Annotated in this window: 12 protein-coding genes and 1 pseudogene; 9 read left to right on the top strand and 4 right to left on the bottom strand. The window is 63.5% G+C overall.

Features of this window, described 5'->3' with window-relative positions; genetic code table 11:
• Nucleotides 1–15: 15 nt before the first annotated feature.
• Both P2Q66_RS20350 and P2Q66_RS20345 read right to left on the bottom strand, forming a co-directional pair.
• Nucleotides 16–1,293, bottom strand: a complete 1,278-nt coding sequence (locus P2Q66_RS20350; protein WP_079595998.1) for an FAD-binding oxidoreductase — start codon at nt 1,291–1,293, stop codon at nt 16–18.
• Between the two features lie 27 nt (nt 1,294–1,320).
• Nucleotides 1,321–1,995 (bottom strand): haloacid dehalogenase type II, encoded by a 675-nt coding sequence (locus P2Q66_RS20345; RefSeq protein ID WP_079595997.1) that lies wholly within the window; start codon nt 1,993–1,995, stop codon nt 1,321–1,323.
• A 418-nt stretch (nt 1,996–2,413) separates the two neighbouring features.
• Here P2Q66_RS20345 and P2Q66_RS20340 point away from each other — a divergent pair, with 418 nt between their 5' ends.
• The 9 genes from P2Q66_RS20340 (at nt 2,414) to P2Q66_RS20300 (ending at nt 12,972) form a co-directional block, all read left to right on the top strand.
• The gene (locus P2Q66_RS20340) at nt 2,414–3,346 is read left to right on the top strand and encodes an ABC transporter substrate-binding protein (RefSeq protein WP_275731064.1); all 933 of its coding nucleotides are present in this window, start codon (nt 2,414–2,416) and stop codon (nt 3,344–3,346) included.
• Nucleotides 3,347–3,357: 11 nt separating this feature from the next.
• Nucleotides 3,358–4,290 (top strand): amino acid ABC transporter permease, encoded by a 933-nt coding sequence (locus P2Q66_RS20335; RefSeq protein WP_275731063.1) that lies wholly within the window; start codon nt 3,358–3,360, stop codon nt 4,288–4,290.
• Nucleotides 4,287–5,054 carry an amino acid ABC transporter ATP-binding protein gene (locus P2Q66_RS20330; RefSeq protein WP_275731060.1) on the top strand — a complete coding sequence of 256 codons (768 nt, stop codon included), beginning with the start codon at nt 4,287–4,289 and terminating at the stop codon, nt 5,052–5,054. The genes P2Q66_RS20335 and P2Q66_RS20330 overlap by 4 nt, the downstream gene beginning before the upstream one ends.
• A gap of 3 nt (nt 5,055–5,057) precedes the next feature.
• Entirely contained in the window at nt 5,058–6,191 is a 1,134-nt protein-coding gene (gene solA, locus P2Q66_RS20325; protein ID WP_275731058.1) for an N-methyl-L-tryptophan oxidase, read from the top strand.
• An 80-nt stretch (nt 6,192–6,271) separates the two neighbouring features.
• Nucleotides 6,272–7,525: an aspartate aminotransferase family protein gene (locus P2Q66_RS20320; RefSeq protein WP_275731055.1), complete on the top strand. Its 1,254-nt coding sequence runs from the start codon at nt 6,272–6,274 to the stop codon at nt 7,523–7,525.
• 29 nt (nt 7,526–7,554) lie between these two features.
• Nucleotides 7,555–9,009: an NAD-dependent succinate-semialdehyde dehydrogenase gene (locus P2Q66_RS20315; protein WP_275731053.1), complete on the top strand. Its 1,455-nt coding sequence runs from the start codon at nt 7,555–7,557 to the stop codon at nt 9,007–9,009.
• 38 nt (nt 9,010–9,047) lie between these two features.
• Nucleotides 9,048–9,740, top strand: coding sequence for a GntR family transcriptional regulator (locus tag P2Q66_RS20310; protein ID WP_275731050.1), 693 nt, complete (start codon nt 9,048–9,050; stop codon nt 9,738–9,740).
• A gap of 216 nt (nt 9,741–9,956) precedes the next feature.
• Complete coding sequence (locus P2Q66_RS20305) at nt 9,957–10,646, top strand: GntR family transcriptional regulator (protein ID WP_275731048.1); 690 nt, start codon at nt 9,957–9,959, stop codon at nt 10,644–10,646.
• 166 nt (nt 10,647–10,812) lie between these two features.
• Nucleotides 10,813–12,972, top strand: a complete 2,160-nt coding sequence (locus tag P2Q66_RS20300; protein WP_275731047.1) for a glycogen debranching N-terminal domain-containing protein — start codon at nt 10,813–10,815, stop codon at nt 12,970–12,972.
• A 47-nt stretch (nt 12,973–13,019) separates the two neighbouring features.
• Here P2Q66_RS20300 and P2Q66_RS20295 read toward each other — a convergent pair whose 3' ends face one another.
• Both P2Q66_RS20295 and P2Q66_RS20290 read right to left on the bottom strand, forming a co-directional pair.
• Nucleotides 13,020–14,165 carry a hypothetical protein gene (locus P2Q66_RS20295; protein WP_275731044.1) on the bottom strand — a complete coding sequence of 382 codons (1,146 nt, stop codon included), beginning with the start codon at nt 14,163–14,165 and terminating at the stop codon, nt 13,020–13,022.
• A gap of 155 nt (nt 14,166–14,320) precedes the next feature.
• Nucleotides 14,321–14,442: pseudogene (locus P2Q66_RS20290) on the bottom strand (deaminase); the annotation flags it as partial.

Genomic DNA, 14,442 nt, shown 5'->3' with positions numbered 1-14,442 from the left:
GTGATCCCTTGTCTGTTACTTGACGCGGTCGATGATTTTGGCGGCTGCGCCGATGAAGGGCAGGAACCAGGGTGGGCCGAAGTGGCCCGGCACTGGCGGATTCTTCAGGTCTTCCCAGACGTTCGCGGACTTGTCTCCGGCCATGTAATGGGCCATCCGCTTCCCCATGTGGGCGGCCATCTGTACTCCGTGTCCGCTGTAGCAGAGGGAATAGAAGAGGCCGTCATGCTGGCCCGCGTGCACCATCTGGTCCATGGAGAGGTCCACCAGGCCGCCCCAAATGTAGTCCACTTTCGCGTTCGAGAGGTACGGGAAGAGTTCGAGCATGGCCTTGCGCAGGATTTCGGCGCTCTTGACATCCGAGTCAGGGCTGGAAAGTGCAAAGCGGGCCCGGCCGCCGAAGAGCAGCCGGTTGTCCGGGGTGATCCGGAAGTAGTAGGTCAGCATCTTGCTGTCCGAGGCCTGCCGCCGGTTCGGCAGGATCCGGTTGACCACGTCTTCGGGCAGCGGGTCGGTGACGATGATGAAGCTGCCTACCGGGATCACGCGGCGCTGCAGCCATGGCGTGATGTTGCCCGTGTAGCCGCTGGTGGCGACCAGGACCTGCTTCGCCCTGGTGATGCCCCGGGTGGTATGAACGTCGTGCACGGTGCCGGAGACCTTCTTCAGCTCGGTCACGGCGGAGTTCTCGCAGATGTCCGCCCCGGCGGTCGCGGCCGCCCCCGCGAGACCGTGGACGAACTTTCCCACATGCAGACCTGCTCCGAGGGGGTCAAGCATGGCTCCCTGGTAGAAGTCGGTGCCGATTTCGCTGTGGATTTCGGATTTAGGGATGACCGTGACATGGTGGTCCGCCAGGCCCGCCAGCAGTTCCTGCGACTTGAGCATCCCCTCGTAGTGGGACTTATGGAACGCCAGCGAGAGCTTTCCAAACCGCTTGTAGTCGCAGTCAATGCCATTGTCGTGCACCAGCTTCTCGATGCTGTCGATGGCGTCGTTGTATTCATGGAACATCTCGACTGCCCGGGCACCCCCATAGCGCTTGACTGCGGTGCTGAAACCGATGGCCAACCCGGTGGTCGCCATTCCCCCGTTGCGTCCGGATGCGCCCCATCCCACGGTGTGCCGTTCGAAAACGGCGACGCTTGCGCCTTGCTTGGCAAATTCCAGGGCCGCGGACAGCCCCGTAAATCCTGCGCCGATGATGGCCACATCGACATTTTCGGGTACCGGGGTCTGCCGGTAGTCTCCGGATGCTTTGGCTGTGTCCAGCCAGTAAGGAATGAGTTTCACGGTGTAGCCTTTCGCCTCGACGTCGGTCTAGAGACCGAGGTGCTTGTTGATCTCGTCCAGGGACTTGGCGGTGTTGAGGCCGTAGCCCGGGCCGATGGGGTCATAGCCACGGTCCAGCATCCAGAGGTTACGGAAGCCCATGTCGTGCATCGGGTGCATGTCGTAGCGGGTGTGCGAGGAGATGTGCAGGAAGTCCTCCGGCGTGGCGTTCAGGGTATCGAGCATGTACTCGAAAGCCTGGTAGCGCGGCTTGTAGGCCTGGGCCTGCTCAGCGGTCAGCACGGCGTGGAAGTCAGCGCCGAGCTTGGGAATGCTGATGTCCAGGAAGCTGTCGTCGGCGTTGGACAGAGCCACAAGCTTGTAGTTGTCGCCCATAAGCTTCAGCGGGGCCGGCACGTCTTCGTGGGCAACCCAGCCCCGTACAGCCTCGGCGAATTCTGCGCCGGCACCTTCAGTGGGCCCAATGCCCCAGCGCCTGCACACGCGGTCAAAGGAATCCTGGAGGATCTGCTCGTAGGGCTTGAAGTCGCCAAGGACCTCGTCGAACCGGTACCCGCGGAACTGCTTCTTGAAGGCAGGCCACTGCTCTTCAGAAATGCGACCATCGAGCAGCCGACGGGTGGTGGGATCAATGTCGAAGTTGATGAGCGTGCCGTACACATCAAAAGAGATGTACTTCGGCCGGAGGTTCGTGTCTGCCATGATTCGTCCGTTCCTTGGGGTCTTGCACGTGAACCGCGCTGTTCCTGGCCCGATTCGTGATGTGTGCGGGCTGCGGGATGTCTTCCGGTGCCGGAAACCTCTTCTGCCCGCTTGGCTTCGACTCTAGGCCCGGTAATTGTAGATTGTCAACAGTTTGGACAGACCGGCCCCCTTCGCCTAGCCCGGCGGGTACATCAACTTTATTATCGTCAATTGTTGACAATCAGCGATTTCAGGAGTTGCATTGCTCTTGGATGCGGAACGAGATCAGGATCACATTCCGCATAAAGCAGGAAGCACAACCGAACCTCCCATTGCCGCATTGGCGCGACAAAGGGCATGCGGGACGGTCCTGAAAACCAGAATTGCACCCGTTTCAGCAGAAGACTCCAGCTGAAACCATTCGAAGGGAAGCACCATGAAGACCATCAACAAAGTTCAGACTGCAGCCGCAGGGCTTGCCGTGCTGCTGACGCTCAGTGCATGTGGCGGCGCGGCCAGCAGCACGTCGGCCCCCGGAGAAGCAAAGTCCAAGACCTCCGACACGGCTGACATCTCAAAAGGCGTTCAGCCGGATGCTGCCGCGGTGGCGCTGTTGCCAGAGTCCTTCAAGTCCAAGGGCGAACTGACGGTCGCGATGGACCTGCATTACCCGCCCACGACGTTCCTGGCCGATGACAACACCACCCCGATCGGCGTGAATCCGGACATCGCCCGTCTCGTGGCAAAGAAGCTCGACCTCAAGCTGAAGTTCGAGAACACCCAGTTCGACACGATCATTCCCGGCATCGACGGCGGCCGCTACGACTTCACTGTGACCACCATGTCCCCCACCGAGGAGCGGTTGAAGGTGCTGGACATGGTGACCTACCTCAACAGCGGCATATCGGTGGCGGTCGTCCATGGCAATCCGCTGAACATCAGCAACGACGGGATGTGCGGCAAGAATATTGCCGTGACCAAGGGGTCGAACGCGCAACTGAAGCACATGCCGAACGTTTCGAAGTGGACCTGCGAGGAAAAGGGCAAGCCGGCAATTAACATCATCACGCTGCCCAACGTCCAGGAATCCCTGACGCAACTGGTGTCCAAGCGTGTTGACGGGGTGGTCGACGCCACCCCGTCCCTGGCCTGGGCCAGCGAGCAGCAGCCGAACACCTTCGAGGTCCTTGCTCCCCAGCTGGACACCCGCACGGACCACATCAATGCCATGGGGCTTAAGAAGGGCTCTGAATTGACGCCGGCGCTGCAGGCAGCCACGCAGTCTGTCCTTGACAGCCCCGAATACAAGGAGTCGCTGGACAAGTGGGGCCTCGGCGGCGCGGGCATCACCACGGCGAACCTTAAGTAACAGGGGCTTCCATGCAGCAACTAACCATCGAAAGAAGTGAACCCGGCATGAATGGGAAGGATTCAGCGCTGAAGCCCCGGCTCAAGCGGCGCAGTACCTTTGAGTATGTTGCCTGGGTGGTGTGCAGCCTGATTGGCATCGGTGTCCTGTTTTCGGTGTCAACGAACCCGAACTTCAAGTGGGACGTGGTCGCGAAGTACTTCACGCATGAATCGATCCTGCGCGGGTTGATGCTCACGATTTTCCTCACGGTTGCCAGCATGGCCCTGGGGACGCTCCTGGGCCTGGCCCTGGCGATTATGCGGGGTTCGAAGATCAAGCCGATCGCTGCCACGGCCGGGGTCTACATCACCTTGTTCCGCGGTACCCCGGTGCTGGTGCAGCTGATCTTCTGGTTCAACGTCGCAGCGCTGTACCCGAACCTGTCCATCGGCATCCCGTTCACCGATATCAGCACCGCGATCGACATGAACGCCCTGATGGCACCCATCACCGCGGCCCTGGTCGGGCTGACCCTGAACGAGGCGGCCTACATGGCAGAGATCATCCGCGGCGGGTTCTCCTCCGTGGGCAAGGGCCAGATCGAAGCCGCCGATTCGCTGGGCATGAGCGGGGCGATGAAGATGCGCAAAGTCATCATCCCCCAGGCGATGCCCTCGATCATCCCCGCCACCGGCAACCAGGTGATCGGCATGTTCAAGGGAACCTCGCTGGTCAGCGTCCTGGGCGTGGCCGAACTGCTCCAAAGCGCCCAGTTGATCTACGCCCGTACCTACGAGACCATCCCGCTGCTGATCGTCGCCAGCCTCTGGTACCTCGTGATGACCCTGCTGCTGAGCTTCCCGCAGTCCAAGCTCGAACAGAAATACTCCCGCGCAACCTCCCGGCTGCCCCGCAAGGCCAAACCCGTTGTGCTCACCGACCCGGAAGGCGCTGCACGATGAGCAACGACGGAACCATCCTCGCCCAGAAGATCCGCAAGTCCTTCGGACCCAAAACAGTCCTCAAAGACATCAACCTGGACATCGCCAGCGGCGAGATCTGCTGCATCATCGGCCCGAGCGGCTCCGGCAAATCCACCATCCTGCGCTGCATCAACGGCCTGGAAACCGTCGACTCCGGGGTCCTGAAAGTCAACGGCGAAGACTTCGGCTACTACGAAACCGAGAGCGCCTACCACGCCCTGCCGCCCAAGAAACTCGCCGAACAGCGCACCCGGGTGGGCATGGTCTTCCAGTCCTTCAACCTCTTCCCCAACATGACCGCACACGAAAACATCATGTCCGGCCCCGTCCTGGTCAAACGTGCTGACAAGAAAGAGTCAGCCAAACGGGCCCACGAACTGCTCGCCAGCGTCGGCCTGGCCGGCTTCGCCGACTACTACCCCGCCCAACTCTCCGGTGGACAACAGCAACGCGTCGCGATCGCCCGGTCCCTGGCCATGGACCCCGAGATCATGCTCTTCGACGAACCCACCTCCGCCCTGGACCCCGAAAAAGTCGGCGAAGTCCTCGCCGTCATGAAGGACCTCGCCAAAAAAGGCATGACCATGGTGGTGGTCACCCACGAAATGGGCTTCGCCCGCGAAGTGGCCGACTCCCTGATCTTCATGGACGACGGCTACATCGTCGAACGCGGCGATGCCCGCGAAATCCTCACCAACCCCAAAGAAACCCGCACCCAGGCCTTCCTGAAACAGGTCCTCTAAACCATGGACGGAAAACTCGCCGTCATCGGCCTGGGCAGCATCGGATCCATGGCCCTCTGGCAAGCCTCCCGCCTGTCGGATGCCGTGGTCGGATTTGAGGCTGCCACCCCCGGGCACGGTCGGAGCGCCGTCGGCGGTGACACCCGGTTGTTCCGCATGCTGTACCGGGGAATCCCCGATTACTACCCCATCCTGGATCGCTCACGCCGTCTTTGGGCCGAACTGGAAGCCGAAACGGGCCAGGACATCCTGACCCGCTGCGGCGGCCTCTCCATCGGAACAACTGACGGGCCGTACCTGCGGAGCCTATTGGAAACCACACGGCAGACCGGGGCCGAGCACGAGCTCCTCAGCCGGGACGCGATGGAGGAACGCTACCCGCAGCACAACCTCCGGGCGGACGACTCCGCAGTGTTCGATCCCCATGCGGGCGCCTTGCGCACCGACCGTGCCGTGACGGCAGCAGTCGCAGCGGCAGAGGCAAACGGGGCATCTGTCGTGGCGAACAGGCCCATTGACGGCATCCGGGAGACCAGCGACGGTGTGGTGGTCACCTCCGGGGAAGGATCCTGGACCTTCGAAAACGTCATTGTCGCCTCCGGGGGCTGGTCGCAGAGACTGATGCCCGGTCACCTAAGGGCTGCCACCGAAGTCCGCAGGAATTTCCTCTCCTGGTTTGTCGCACGGGATCCGGCGGAGTTTTCGCCGGCAAGGTTTCCTGTCTTCATCCGTATTTCCGGGGACCGCTCGATGTACGGGGCGCCCGCCGTCGATGGCGTGACGGTCAAGGCAACCCTTGATGGCCGCAGCCAGCCCGCCGCCCGTGCCGATGCGGTAGCCAGGGAGCTGACCCCGGCCGAAATCCTGGAAACCACGGAGACGGTGGCCGAATTCTTTCCCGGCCTGGTCCCCAGCATTGTCCGCTCCGACGCCTTCCCCGATCTTTACACACCCGATCGGCATCCGCTGTTGGGCCGGCTGACGGATGCGAGCCGGATCTACTGCGCCACCGGTTTCTCCGGCGCCGGTTTCAAAATGGCTTCCGGGTACGGCGCAATAGCGGCCCATGAGGCCCTGGGCAAGCAGCTGTTTTCCGGCCTGGACTTCGTACGGCCACAGCGTTTTACCAACGGCTGATCTGTCCCACCTACAAGGGGTATCACTTCGCCGTTTTTGCTAATTGTTGACAATCTACAGTTCTCCAGAAAGTATGAGCCATGGCAACTCTCAGTCCCATCCTCAAGCAGGCCACGCCCGTCGTCGTCGACCACGCCCTCGGCAGCTGGATCCACGCCACCGACGGCAAAAAATACCTCGACTTCACGACGGGAATCGGCGTAACCAGCACCGGACACTGCCACCCGGACGTCGTCGCAGCAGCCCGTGAGCAGGTGGGAAAGATCATCCATGCCCAGTACACCACTGTGATGCACAAGCCCCTGCTTGCGCTGACCGACAAGCTCGGCCAATACCTGCCTCCGGGGCTGGACAGCGTCTTCTACGCCACCTCCGGCTCAGAGGCAGTGGAGGCATCGATCCGGTTGGCCCGGATGGCCACCGGCCGGCCCAACATCATCTCGTTCCAGGGCGGGTTTCATGGACGAACGGTCGGGGCGGCGTCCCTCACCACAGCGGGGACAAAGTTCCGCTCAGGCTTCTCACCCCTGATGGGAGGGGTCCACATTTCACCGTTCCCGCACGCCTACCGGTACGGCTGGGATGAAGAAACAGCAGTGGCCTTTGCCCTTAGAGAGCTCGACCACCTCCTGGTCAGCATCAGCAGCCCAGCCGATACGGCCGGATTCATCATCGAGCCCGTACTCGGCGACGGCGGCTACATTCCGACCCCTGTGGCCTTCCTCCAGGGCCTCAGGGAGCGCGCAGACCGGCACGGCATCGTCTTCATCGTCGACGAGGTCCAGGCGGGGGTGGGCCGTACAGGAAAGTTCTGGGGGCATGACTGGGCGGGCATCAGGCCGGACGTGGTCATCACCGCCAAGGGCCTCGCCAGCGGCTTCCCGATCTCGGCCATTGCAGCCTCGGCCGAACTGATGGGCAAAGCCTGGCCCGGATCCCAAGGGGGGACCTATGGCGGGAACGCCGTGGCAGCGGCGGCCGGCGTCGCCACCCTTGATGTCATTGAGCGCGAAAACCTGGTCACGAATGCTCTGGACCGCGGTGACCAGCTGCGCACTGGACTCGATGTCCTCAAAACCGAATTCGACGTAATTGGAGATGTACGTGGCCGTGGCCTGATGCAGTCCATCGAGTTCACGGGTCCCGCGGCCGCTCCGGATGCTGCCACCGCACTTGCTGTCCAGCAGGCGGCCATCAAAGAGGAGCTGCTGCTTCTGACCTGCGGCCCGCACGGCAACGTGATCCGTATCATTCCACCGCTCAACGTCAGCAGTGACGAAATCCTGCAGGGCCTTTCGCGGTTTACCCAGGCCCTCAAAGCCGCCACCTCCTGACCCCTTCCCGACGATCCTGAAAGCCTGATATGAGCACTTCATTCGACCCTGCAGACCTTCGTACCGACCTCTTCATTGACGGTGCCTGGCGACCGGCCACCGGCTCCGCCACGTTCCCCGTGGAAAACCCGGCAACCCACGAAGTCATTGCCCACGTTGCTGACGGCAGCCCGGCAGATGCGGAGCTTGCCATCCAGGCGGCCGGCCGCGTCCAGGCAGAGTGGGGCAAGTCCACCCCCCGGCAGCGGGCGGACATCCTGCGGCGGGCCTTTGACCTGGTCCTGGCCAACACCGACCGCCTTGCGGCGATCATGACCGCGGAGATGGGCAAGCCGCTGGCCGAAGCCAAGGGCGAGGTGGCCTACGGCGCTGAGTTCCTGCGGTGGTTCTCCGAAGAAGCTGTGCGGGTCGGCGGCGACAGCACCACGTCCGTCGACCGCAGCACCCGTATCCTGATCACGCAGGAACCGGTGGGTCCCTGCGTGCTAGTGACCCCGTGGAACTTCCCGCTGGCCATGGGCGCACGCAAGATCGCTCCCGCCGTCGCGGCCGGCTGCACCATGGTCTTCAAGCCTGCAGAACTGACCCCGCTGACGTCCCTGGCGCTGGCCGACATCTTCCGCCAGGCCGGCCTGCCGGACGGTGTTCTGAACGTCGTCCCCACAACAAAGGCCTCAACCGTCGTAGGACCCTGGATGAGCAGCGGCATCGCCCGCAAGGTCAGCTTTACCGGCTCCACCGAGGTGGGCAAGCTGCTGTTGCGCCAGGCGTCGGACAACGTTATGCGCTCCTCGATGGAACTGGGCGGCAACGCCCCCTTCATCGTTCTCGCGGACGCGGACATTGAAAAGGCTGTAGACGGGGCAATGAAGGCGAAGATGCGGAACATGGGCGAGGCCTGCACCGCCGCGAACCGTTTCTTCGTGCACCGCTCGGTGGTTGAGGAGTTCAGCGAAAAACTTGCCAAGAAGTTGTCTGAACTCAAGGTCGGCGACGGGGCCGCAGCCGGCAACGACGTGGGCCCGCTGATTGAGCAGAAGGGGCTGGACAAGGTTGAAAGCCTGGTCGCGGACGCGGTCGCAAAGGGCGCACGCATCCTCACCGGCGGGAACCGCCCCGACGGCCCCGGCTACTTCTACAACCCCACCGTCCTGGTGGACGTCCCGAAGGATGCCCTGCTGATGTCCACCGAGATTTTTGGGCCGGTGGCAGCGATCACCGCCTTCGACAGCGAAGACGAAGTCATCAAGCTGGCCAATGACACCGACTGGGGACTGGTCGGCTACGTGTTCACCGAAGCCATGGACAAGGCCCTCCGGTTCTCGACAGAACTTGAAGTCGGCATGGTTGGCGTGAACACCGGCCTCGTCTCCAACCCCACGGCGCCGTTCGGCGGGGTCAAGCAGTCCGGGCTGGGCCGCGAGGGCGGGAAAACCGGCATCGAAGAATTCCTCGAGACCAAGTACACAGCAATAGCCGTGTAGGCATCGGCGCTAACCGGACAACGGGAGGAGGGGTATCAATGGCGGCAATGGAAGGGCTGTTTGTCCTGGAGGGAAGGCCTACTGCGCAACTGATCGCTGACCAGCTGCGGGAACAGATAGTTCAGGGGGTCTTCCGCCCGGGGGAACAGATCAATGAATCTGTACTCGCGGTCCAGCTTCATTCATCCAGGGGTCCAGTCCGGGAGGCGCTGCAACGCCTGTGCCAGGAAGGAATCCTGGTCAGCCGGAGAAACCGCGGCGTCTTCGTCCTTGAACTGTCCCATGACGACGTCAGGGAGATCTACGCAGTTCGTGAAGCTGTGGAGTCGGTCGCCGCGGATACCCTTCTCGACGCCGACGCCGCCCGATTAAAGGAGACCTGCCAGGCACTGCAGGCAACCGTGCGAAAAATGGCGAAACAGGTTGCCGCTTCAGACTGGCATGCCATCGCCCGTCTGGATATGGAGTTCCACGCGACGTTTGTGGCAGGTGCAGCCAACACCCGCCTTATCCGTATCTACGACACCCTGGCCGCCGAATCCAGAATGTGTATCCATAACCTTGAGCTGGCGTATCCCCGGATCGATGCCCTGGTCCATGAGCATCAGACCATTCTGGACCTGCTCGAGGCGGGCGAACGCTGCGGCCTTCACCACGCCATAGAGCAACACATGCGCAAAGCTGTGGAGGATCTCACAGCCCCGGATCAACCGGATGCGGTAACCGTCTAACCAAGGCGGTCCGACAACCAACGCAATTCGACAATCAAAGAAGTTCGACGGCGGGAGGCCATGTCCCACAAGGACGTGGCCTTTCCCATGCGCGGGTACCCATTAGCCTCCATTGCAAGCCAGTACACTTTACGTAGGATCTGTAAATTGTCGACGATTCGGCAGAGCCAGTTTCCACGCGTCCTGGCCGGAACAAGGAAAGTTGAGTTGATAACAATGGCGGCACCGGAGGGCCTCTTCGTCATCGAAGGCAGACCAACTGCGCAGCTGATCGCGGACCAGTTGCGGGAACAGATTGTCCAGGGAACCTTTCGGCCCGGAGAGCAGATCAACGAATCCGTCCTGGCCGGCCAGCTGCGGTCCTCCCGCGGCCCTGTCCGGGAGGCGTTGCAGCGGCTCGCCCAGGAAGGCCTCCTCGTCAGCCACCGGAACCGGGGCGTGTTTGTCCTGGAGCTCACCGTCGACGACATCCGGGAGATTTACGCCGTCCGCGAGGCCGTGGAATCCACCGCCGCGCAGAACCTTCTGGACGCCGGGCCTGAAAGGGTGGATGAGACGGTGGATACTCTGAAATCCATCGTTACCGACATGGCGAAGCAGGTGGCCGCGTCCGATTGGCAGGCCATCGCCCGGCTGGACATGCAGTTCCACATATCGTTCGTGGAGGGTGCAGGCAATTCCCGCCTCAACAGGATTTACCGGACACTCGCTGCCGAATCCAGGATGTGCATCCTGAACCTGAAAGTGTCCTACCCCCGCCTTGACACCCTTGTCCAGGAACACCAGAACCTCCTGGATCTCCTGGCCGCCGGTGACAGGAAGGGCCTGCTCAAGGGGATCCACCAGCACATGCAAAAAGCGGTTGAAGACCTGACGGCCACATGGCACGAGGGTGAAAAACCGTGAGCTAGCAGCGCGAACCAAGCTGTCCCGGCCCCCTCACCAGTGCCCTGCAGGCAGGTTCTGGCGGGGAGGGGCGGGCAGGAGTAGCGTGATTGCACAACGGGGCGGCCGGTCAAAGGGATGCGCCTGCAGCTTCGCCTCCCCGGCCTTCACTGCTCCTGGAGGGGCCATGGCTGGATGGAATGCTGACACCGCCGCGGGCCCTCTCGGCCCCGGGACCGTGACCCTCGTGGAAGGCACGTCGTTCTGCATTTCGTCTCCCAACGGAGATATTGTCCCCGAGCACCCGCACGGCGTCTTCTTCCAGGACACCCGCATTCTGTCCGGCTGGCAGCTCACGGTCAACGGCCAGCCGCTGGAACCCCTCGCCGCCGAAACAAAGGAGCCGTACCGGGCCCTTCTCGTCAGCCGGGTCGCCCGCTCCGAAAGTTACGCGGACAGCCCCCTCATCGTTGAGCGGCTCCGCGAAGTAGGCGCCGGCATCCAGGAGCAGATCACGCTGCGCAACTACTCCATGGAGCCCCTTGAGTGCACCGTCACCATGGCGGCGGCGGCGGATTTTGCCGATCTTTTCGAGGTCAAGGAAGCAAGGATCCGGCGGCAGTGGCAGCAGAACCAGGAAACAGCACCCGGCTTGCTGACCATTGTGGGTACCTGGGAAGACGTGCGTAAAAGCGTTTCAATCCAGGCCCCCGGCTCGGATGCCATGCAAAGCGCTTTGACCTACAAGGTGACCATTGCCCCGCACAGTCTGTGGACTACGGTGCTGAGCGTCATCCCCGGCGGCGGGGCAGCCAGCCCTCCCCCGCCGTCGTTCTTTCACGCGCAAGACGGGGAGACCTCCCCCCGGGACCGCCGGCGGCAGGAATGGGTGGCCAAGATTCCCGCGTTGCAGATGGGCAACCACTCCATTGAGCGGACCCTGCGGCGCAGCTATGACGACCTGGGTGCCCTGCGCATCGAGGATCCGAACCATCCGGAGCGCGTGGTGGTTGCCGCCGGGGCGCCCTGGTTCATGACCCTGTTCGGCCGGGACTCGCTGTGGGCCTCGGAAATGTCCATGCCCGTCGACCCCTCGCTGGCCCTGGGCACCCTGCAGACACTGGCTGAACGGCAGGGTACGGTGGTGGACCCCATCACCGAAGAGGAGCCCGGCAAGATCCTGCACGAGGTCAGGCTGGATGTGTCCAGCGGGTTGTCCCTGGGCGGGAAGCACGTCTACTACGGCAGCGTGGATGCCACGCCGCTGTTCGTTGCCGTCCTGGGATCCGTCAGCCGGTGGGGCTTTGCCGCCGACACCATCGCAGCCCTGCTTCCGCACGCGGACCGGGCCCTGGACTGGATCAGGGACTACGGCGACAAGGACGGCGACGGGTTTGTCGAGTACGAACGGCTCAACCCGCAAGGACTGATCAACCAGGGCTGGAAGGACTCCTGGGACGGCATCAACTTCGCCGATGGGACACTCGCCGAGCCACCGATTGCGCTGTGCGAAGTCCAGGCCTACGTGTACGACGCGTACATGGCGCGGGCATGGATAGCCCATGACGCCGGGGACGAGGCCCTGGCCGCCCGGCTCGCCGCCCAGGCGGCGGACCTGAAGAAGCGCTTCAATGAGCAGTTCTGGCTGCCTGAGCGCGGCTACTACGCCGTGGCACTGGACGGCAGGAAACGGCCGGTCGACGCGTGCACGTCCAACATGGGCCACTGCCTGTGGGTGGGCCTCGTGGACGAGGACAAGGCGCCGCTGGTCGCGGAGCGGCTGATGTCCCCGGAGATGTTCAGCGGCTGGGGCGTCCGGACCCTGGCCAGTGACATGGGCGCCTACAACCCCGCGAGCTACCACAACGGCTCGGTCTGGCCGCATGACAACGCGGTCATCGTTGCCGGGCTGATGCGCTACGGCTTTGTGGAACAGGCCCAACGGATTTCCACGGCCCTGCTGGAAGCCGCCGAATATTCCGGCGGACGGCTTCCCGAACTTTTCTGCGGCTTCAGCCGCGAGCAGCTGGCGGCACCGGTGCCTTACCCGACGGCCTGCTCACCCCAGGCCTGGGCAGCGACCACTCCCATCCAGCTGATCACAAGCCTGATGCGGTACGACGCGCACGTCTCGCGCGGCGGCTTCTGGATGGATCCGGCCCTCCCGGAATCATTCGGTGACCTGCACATCAGCAACGCCCCGATGGCCGGCAGCAGGATCACGATCGATATTGCACACTCCGTACCCTCCGTTCAGGGGCTGCCGGAGGGAATGGTCTACCACCGTGGCCACCGCCCGTGGCTGACGGAGCTGGTGGAGCAGGCAGGGCTGAACCGGCCCAGCTGACTGCCGTCCGCCCCGGGTAGGTGGTGGCACGTCGCGTGAGGGCTTTTTCACTCTTCGCCCTTTGGATAGGCGCCCATCAGAGCCGCCGAGGCAATCCAGACGATGCCGACCGCAGCGACGGTCACCGCGCCACCCCATCCGGTTGCCGACCCGGCCAGCGCCGCACCGGCAGCCGAGGCGCTGGCGCGGAAGCCTGCACTCACGGTGAAGATCTGGGATTTGAGGTGGGACGGGCTGTGCAGGTTGCGGAGGAACAGCATGGCGGCCGAGGTGGACGCCGTGAAAAGGCCCGAGAGGCCGATGGCCACGACAGTCCAGGCCGTCCCGATGTCGAAAGCGGCTGCCACTGTCAGCAGTCCCGTCGCCAGGAAGCCGGTCATCATGACCATGTTGGGGCGGCCTCGCGCAGGCCGGGCTGTCTCCAGGAGGGCACCGAGCAGGCTGCCGACGGCGAACGCGGTCACCACCATGGCGCCCTCGCTGGGCGAACCGACCCTTTCGATCGAGAGCGCGACCGCTGCGATGGCCAGGCCGCCCTGGCCGAGCTGGGTGAAGGTGGAGGAGGCTGTAACAACTGCCAGCGGCCGGTGGCTGACAATCCTGTGCAGGCCGGCTTTGACCGCCTGCCACAGCGAACCGCGGGCGCGGGCATGGGGATGCAGGCGGAGTCCCCGCAGGGCCAGAGGGCCGAACGCCGCAGCGGCGGCCAGGACCGCCAGCGCCGACTGGGCCGGCAGGAACACCGCGATCAGCGCCACGATGGCAGGTCCAGCCACCGCCGCCACATTGTAGGAAAGGGCGTCATAGGCAAACGCCCGCCGAATGTCCGGAATGGCACCGGCAACAAAGCTCGAGAGCCCGCCCATGTAGAAGGGGGAGGCCGTGCCGGCAAGGACAAGCACCGCGAAGATGGCGGGCAGCGGAATACTGCCGATGAACGCCGTCATAGCGAAGGCAGCAGCCGTAACCATCCCCGAGGCGGCAACCCACCTTCCCGGGCGGGAGGAACTGTCCAGGACGGCACCCACCAGCGGAGCCGCAAGAACGCTGGGACCCAGCGAGGCGGCCACGAGGAGGCCCCCGACGGCGACGTCACCCAGCCGCTCCACGGCGAGGATGGGGAGCGCCACCACCGAACCCGCGCTGGCCAGCCGCAGGGGGACGGAAGCAGCAAGGTATCCGATCGCGCCCATTGTGGAAAACTACCCTTTCGCCGATGACATACTTCCTGCAGTCTGCCAAATTTCTGCGAAGCACAAAGCAGGGGTCAGCCAACCGGACGGGACATCCTGGTGCCGATCGGAGTTCCAGGAGGCCGCGATGATGAAGAAACGCTGGCGGATACGGCTCAGGAGGCAGTGCCCGGCGGGCCGGCGAGCACTGTGGGCACGTATTCGAGCAGCTGGAGCCGGCCGTCGAAAGTCCTGCTGTCCACCATCTCGAGCCCGACGTCGGGATACCCGTCGTAGA

This window comes from Arthrobacter sp. Cr_A7 (genome assembly GCF_029222765.1).
In the GTDB taxonomy this organism is placed as follows: Bacteria; Actinomycetota; Actinomycetes; order Actinomycetales; family Micrococcaceae; genus Arthrobacter.
Note: the sequence above shows the minus strand (reverse complement) of the source record. Positions and strands in the feature narration are given on the sequence as shown.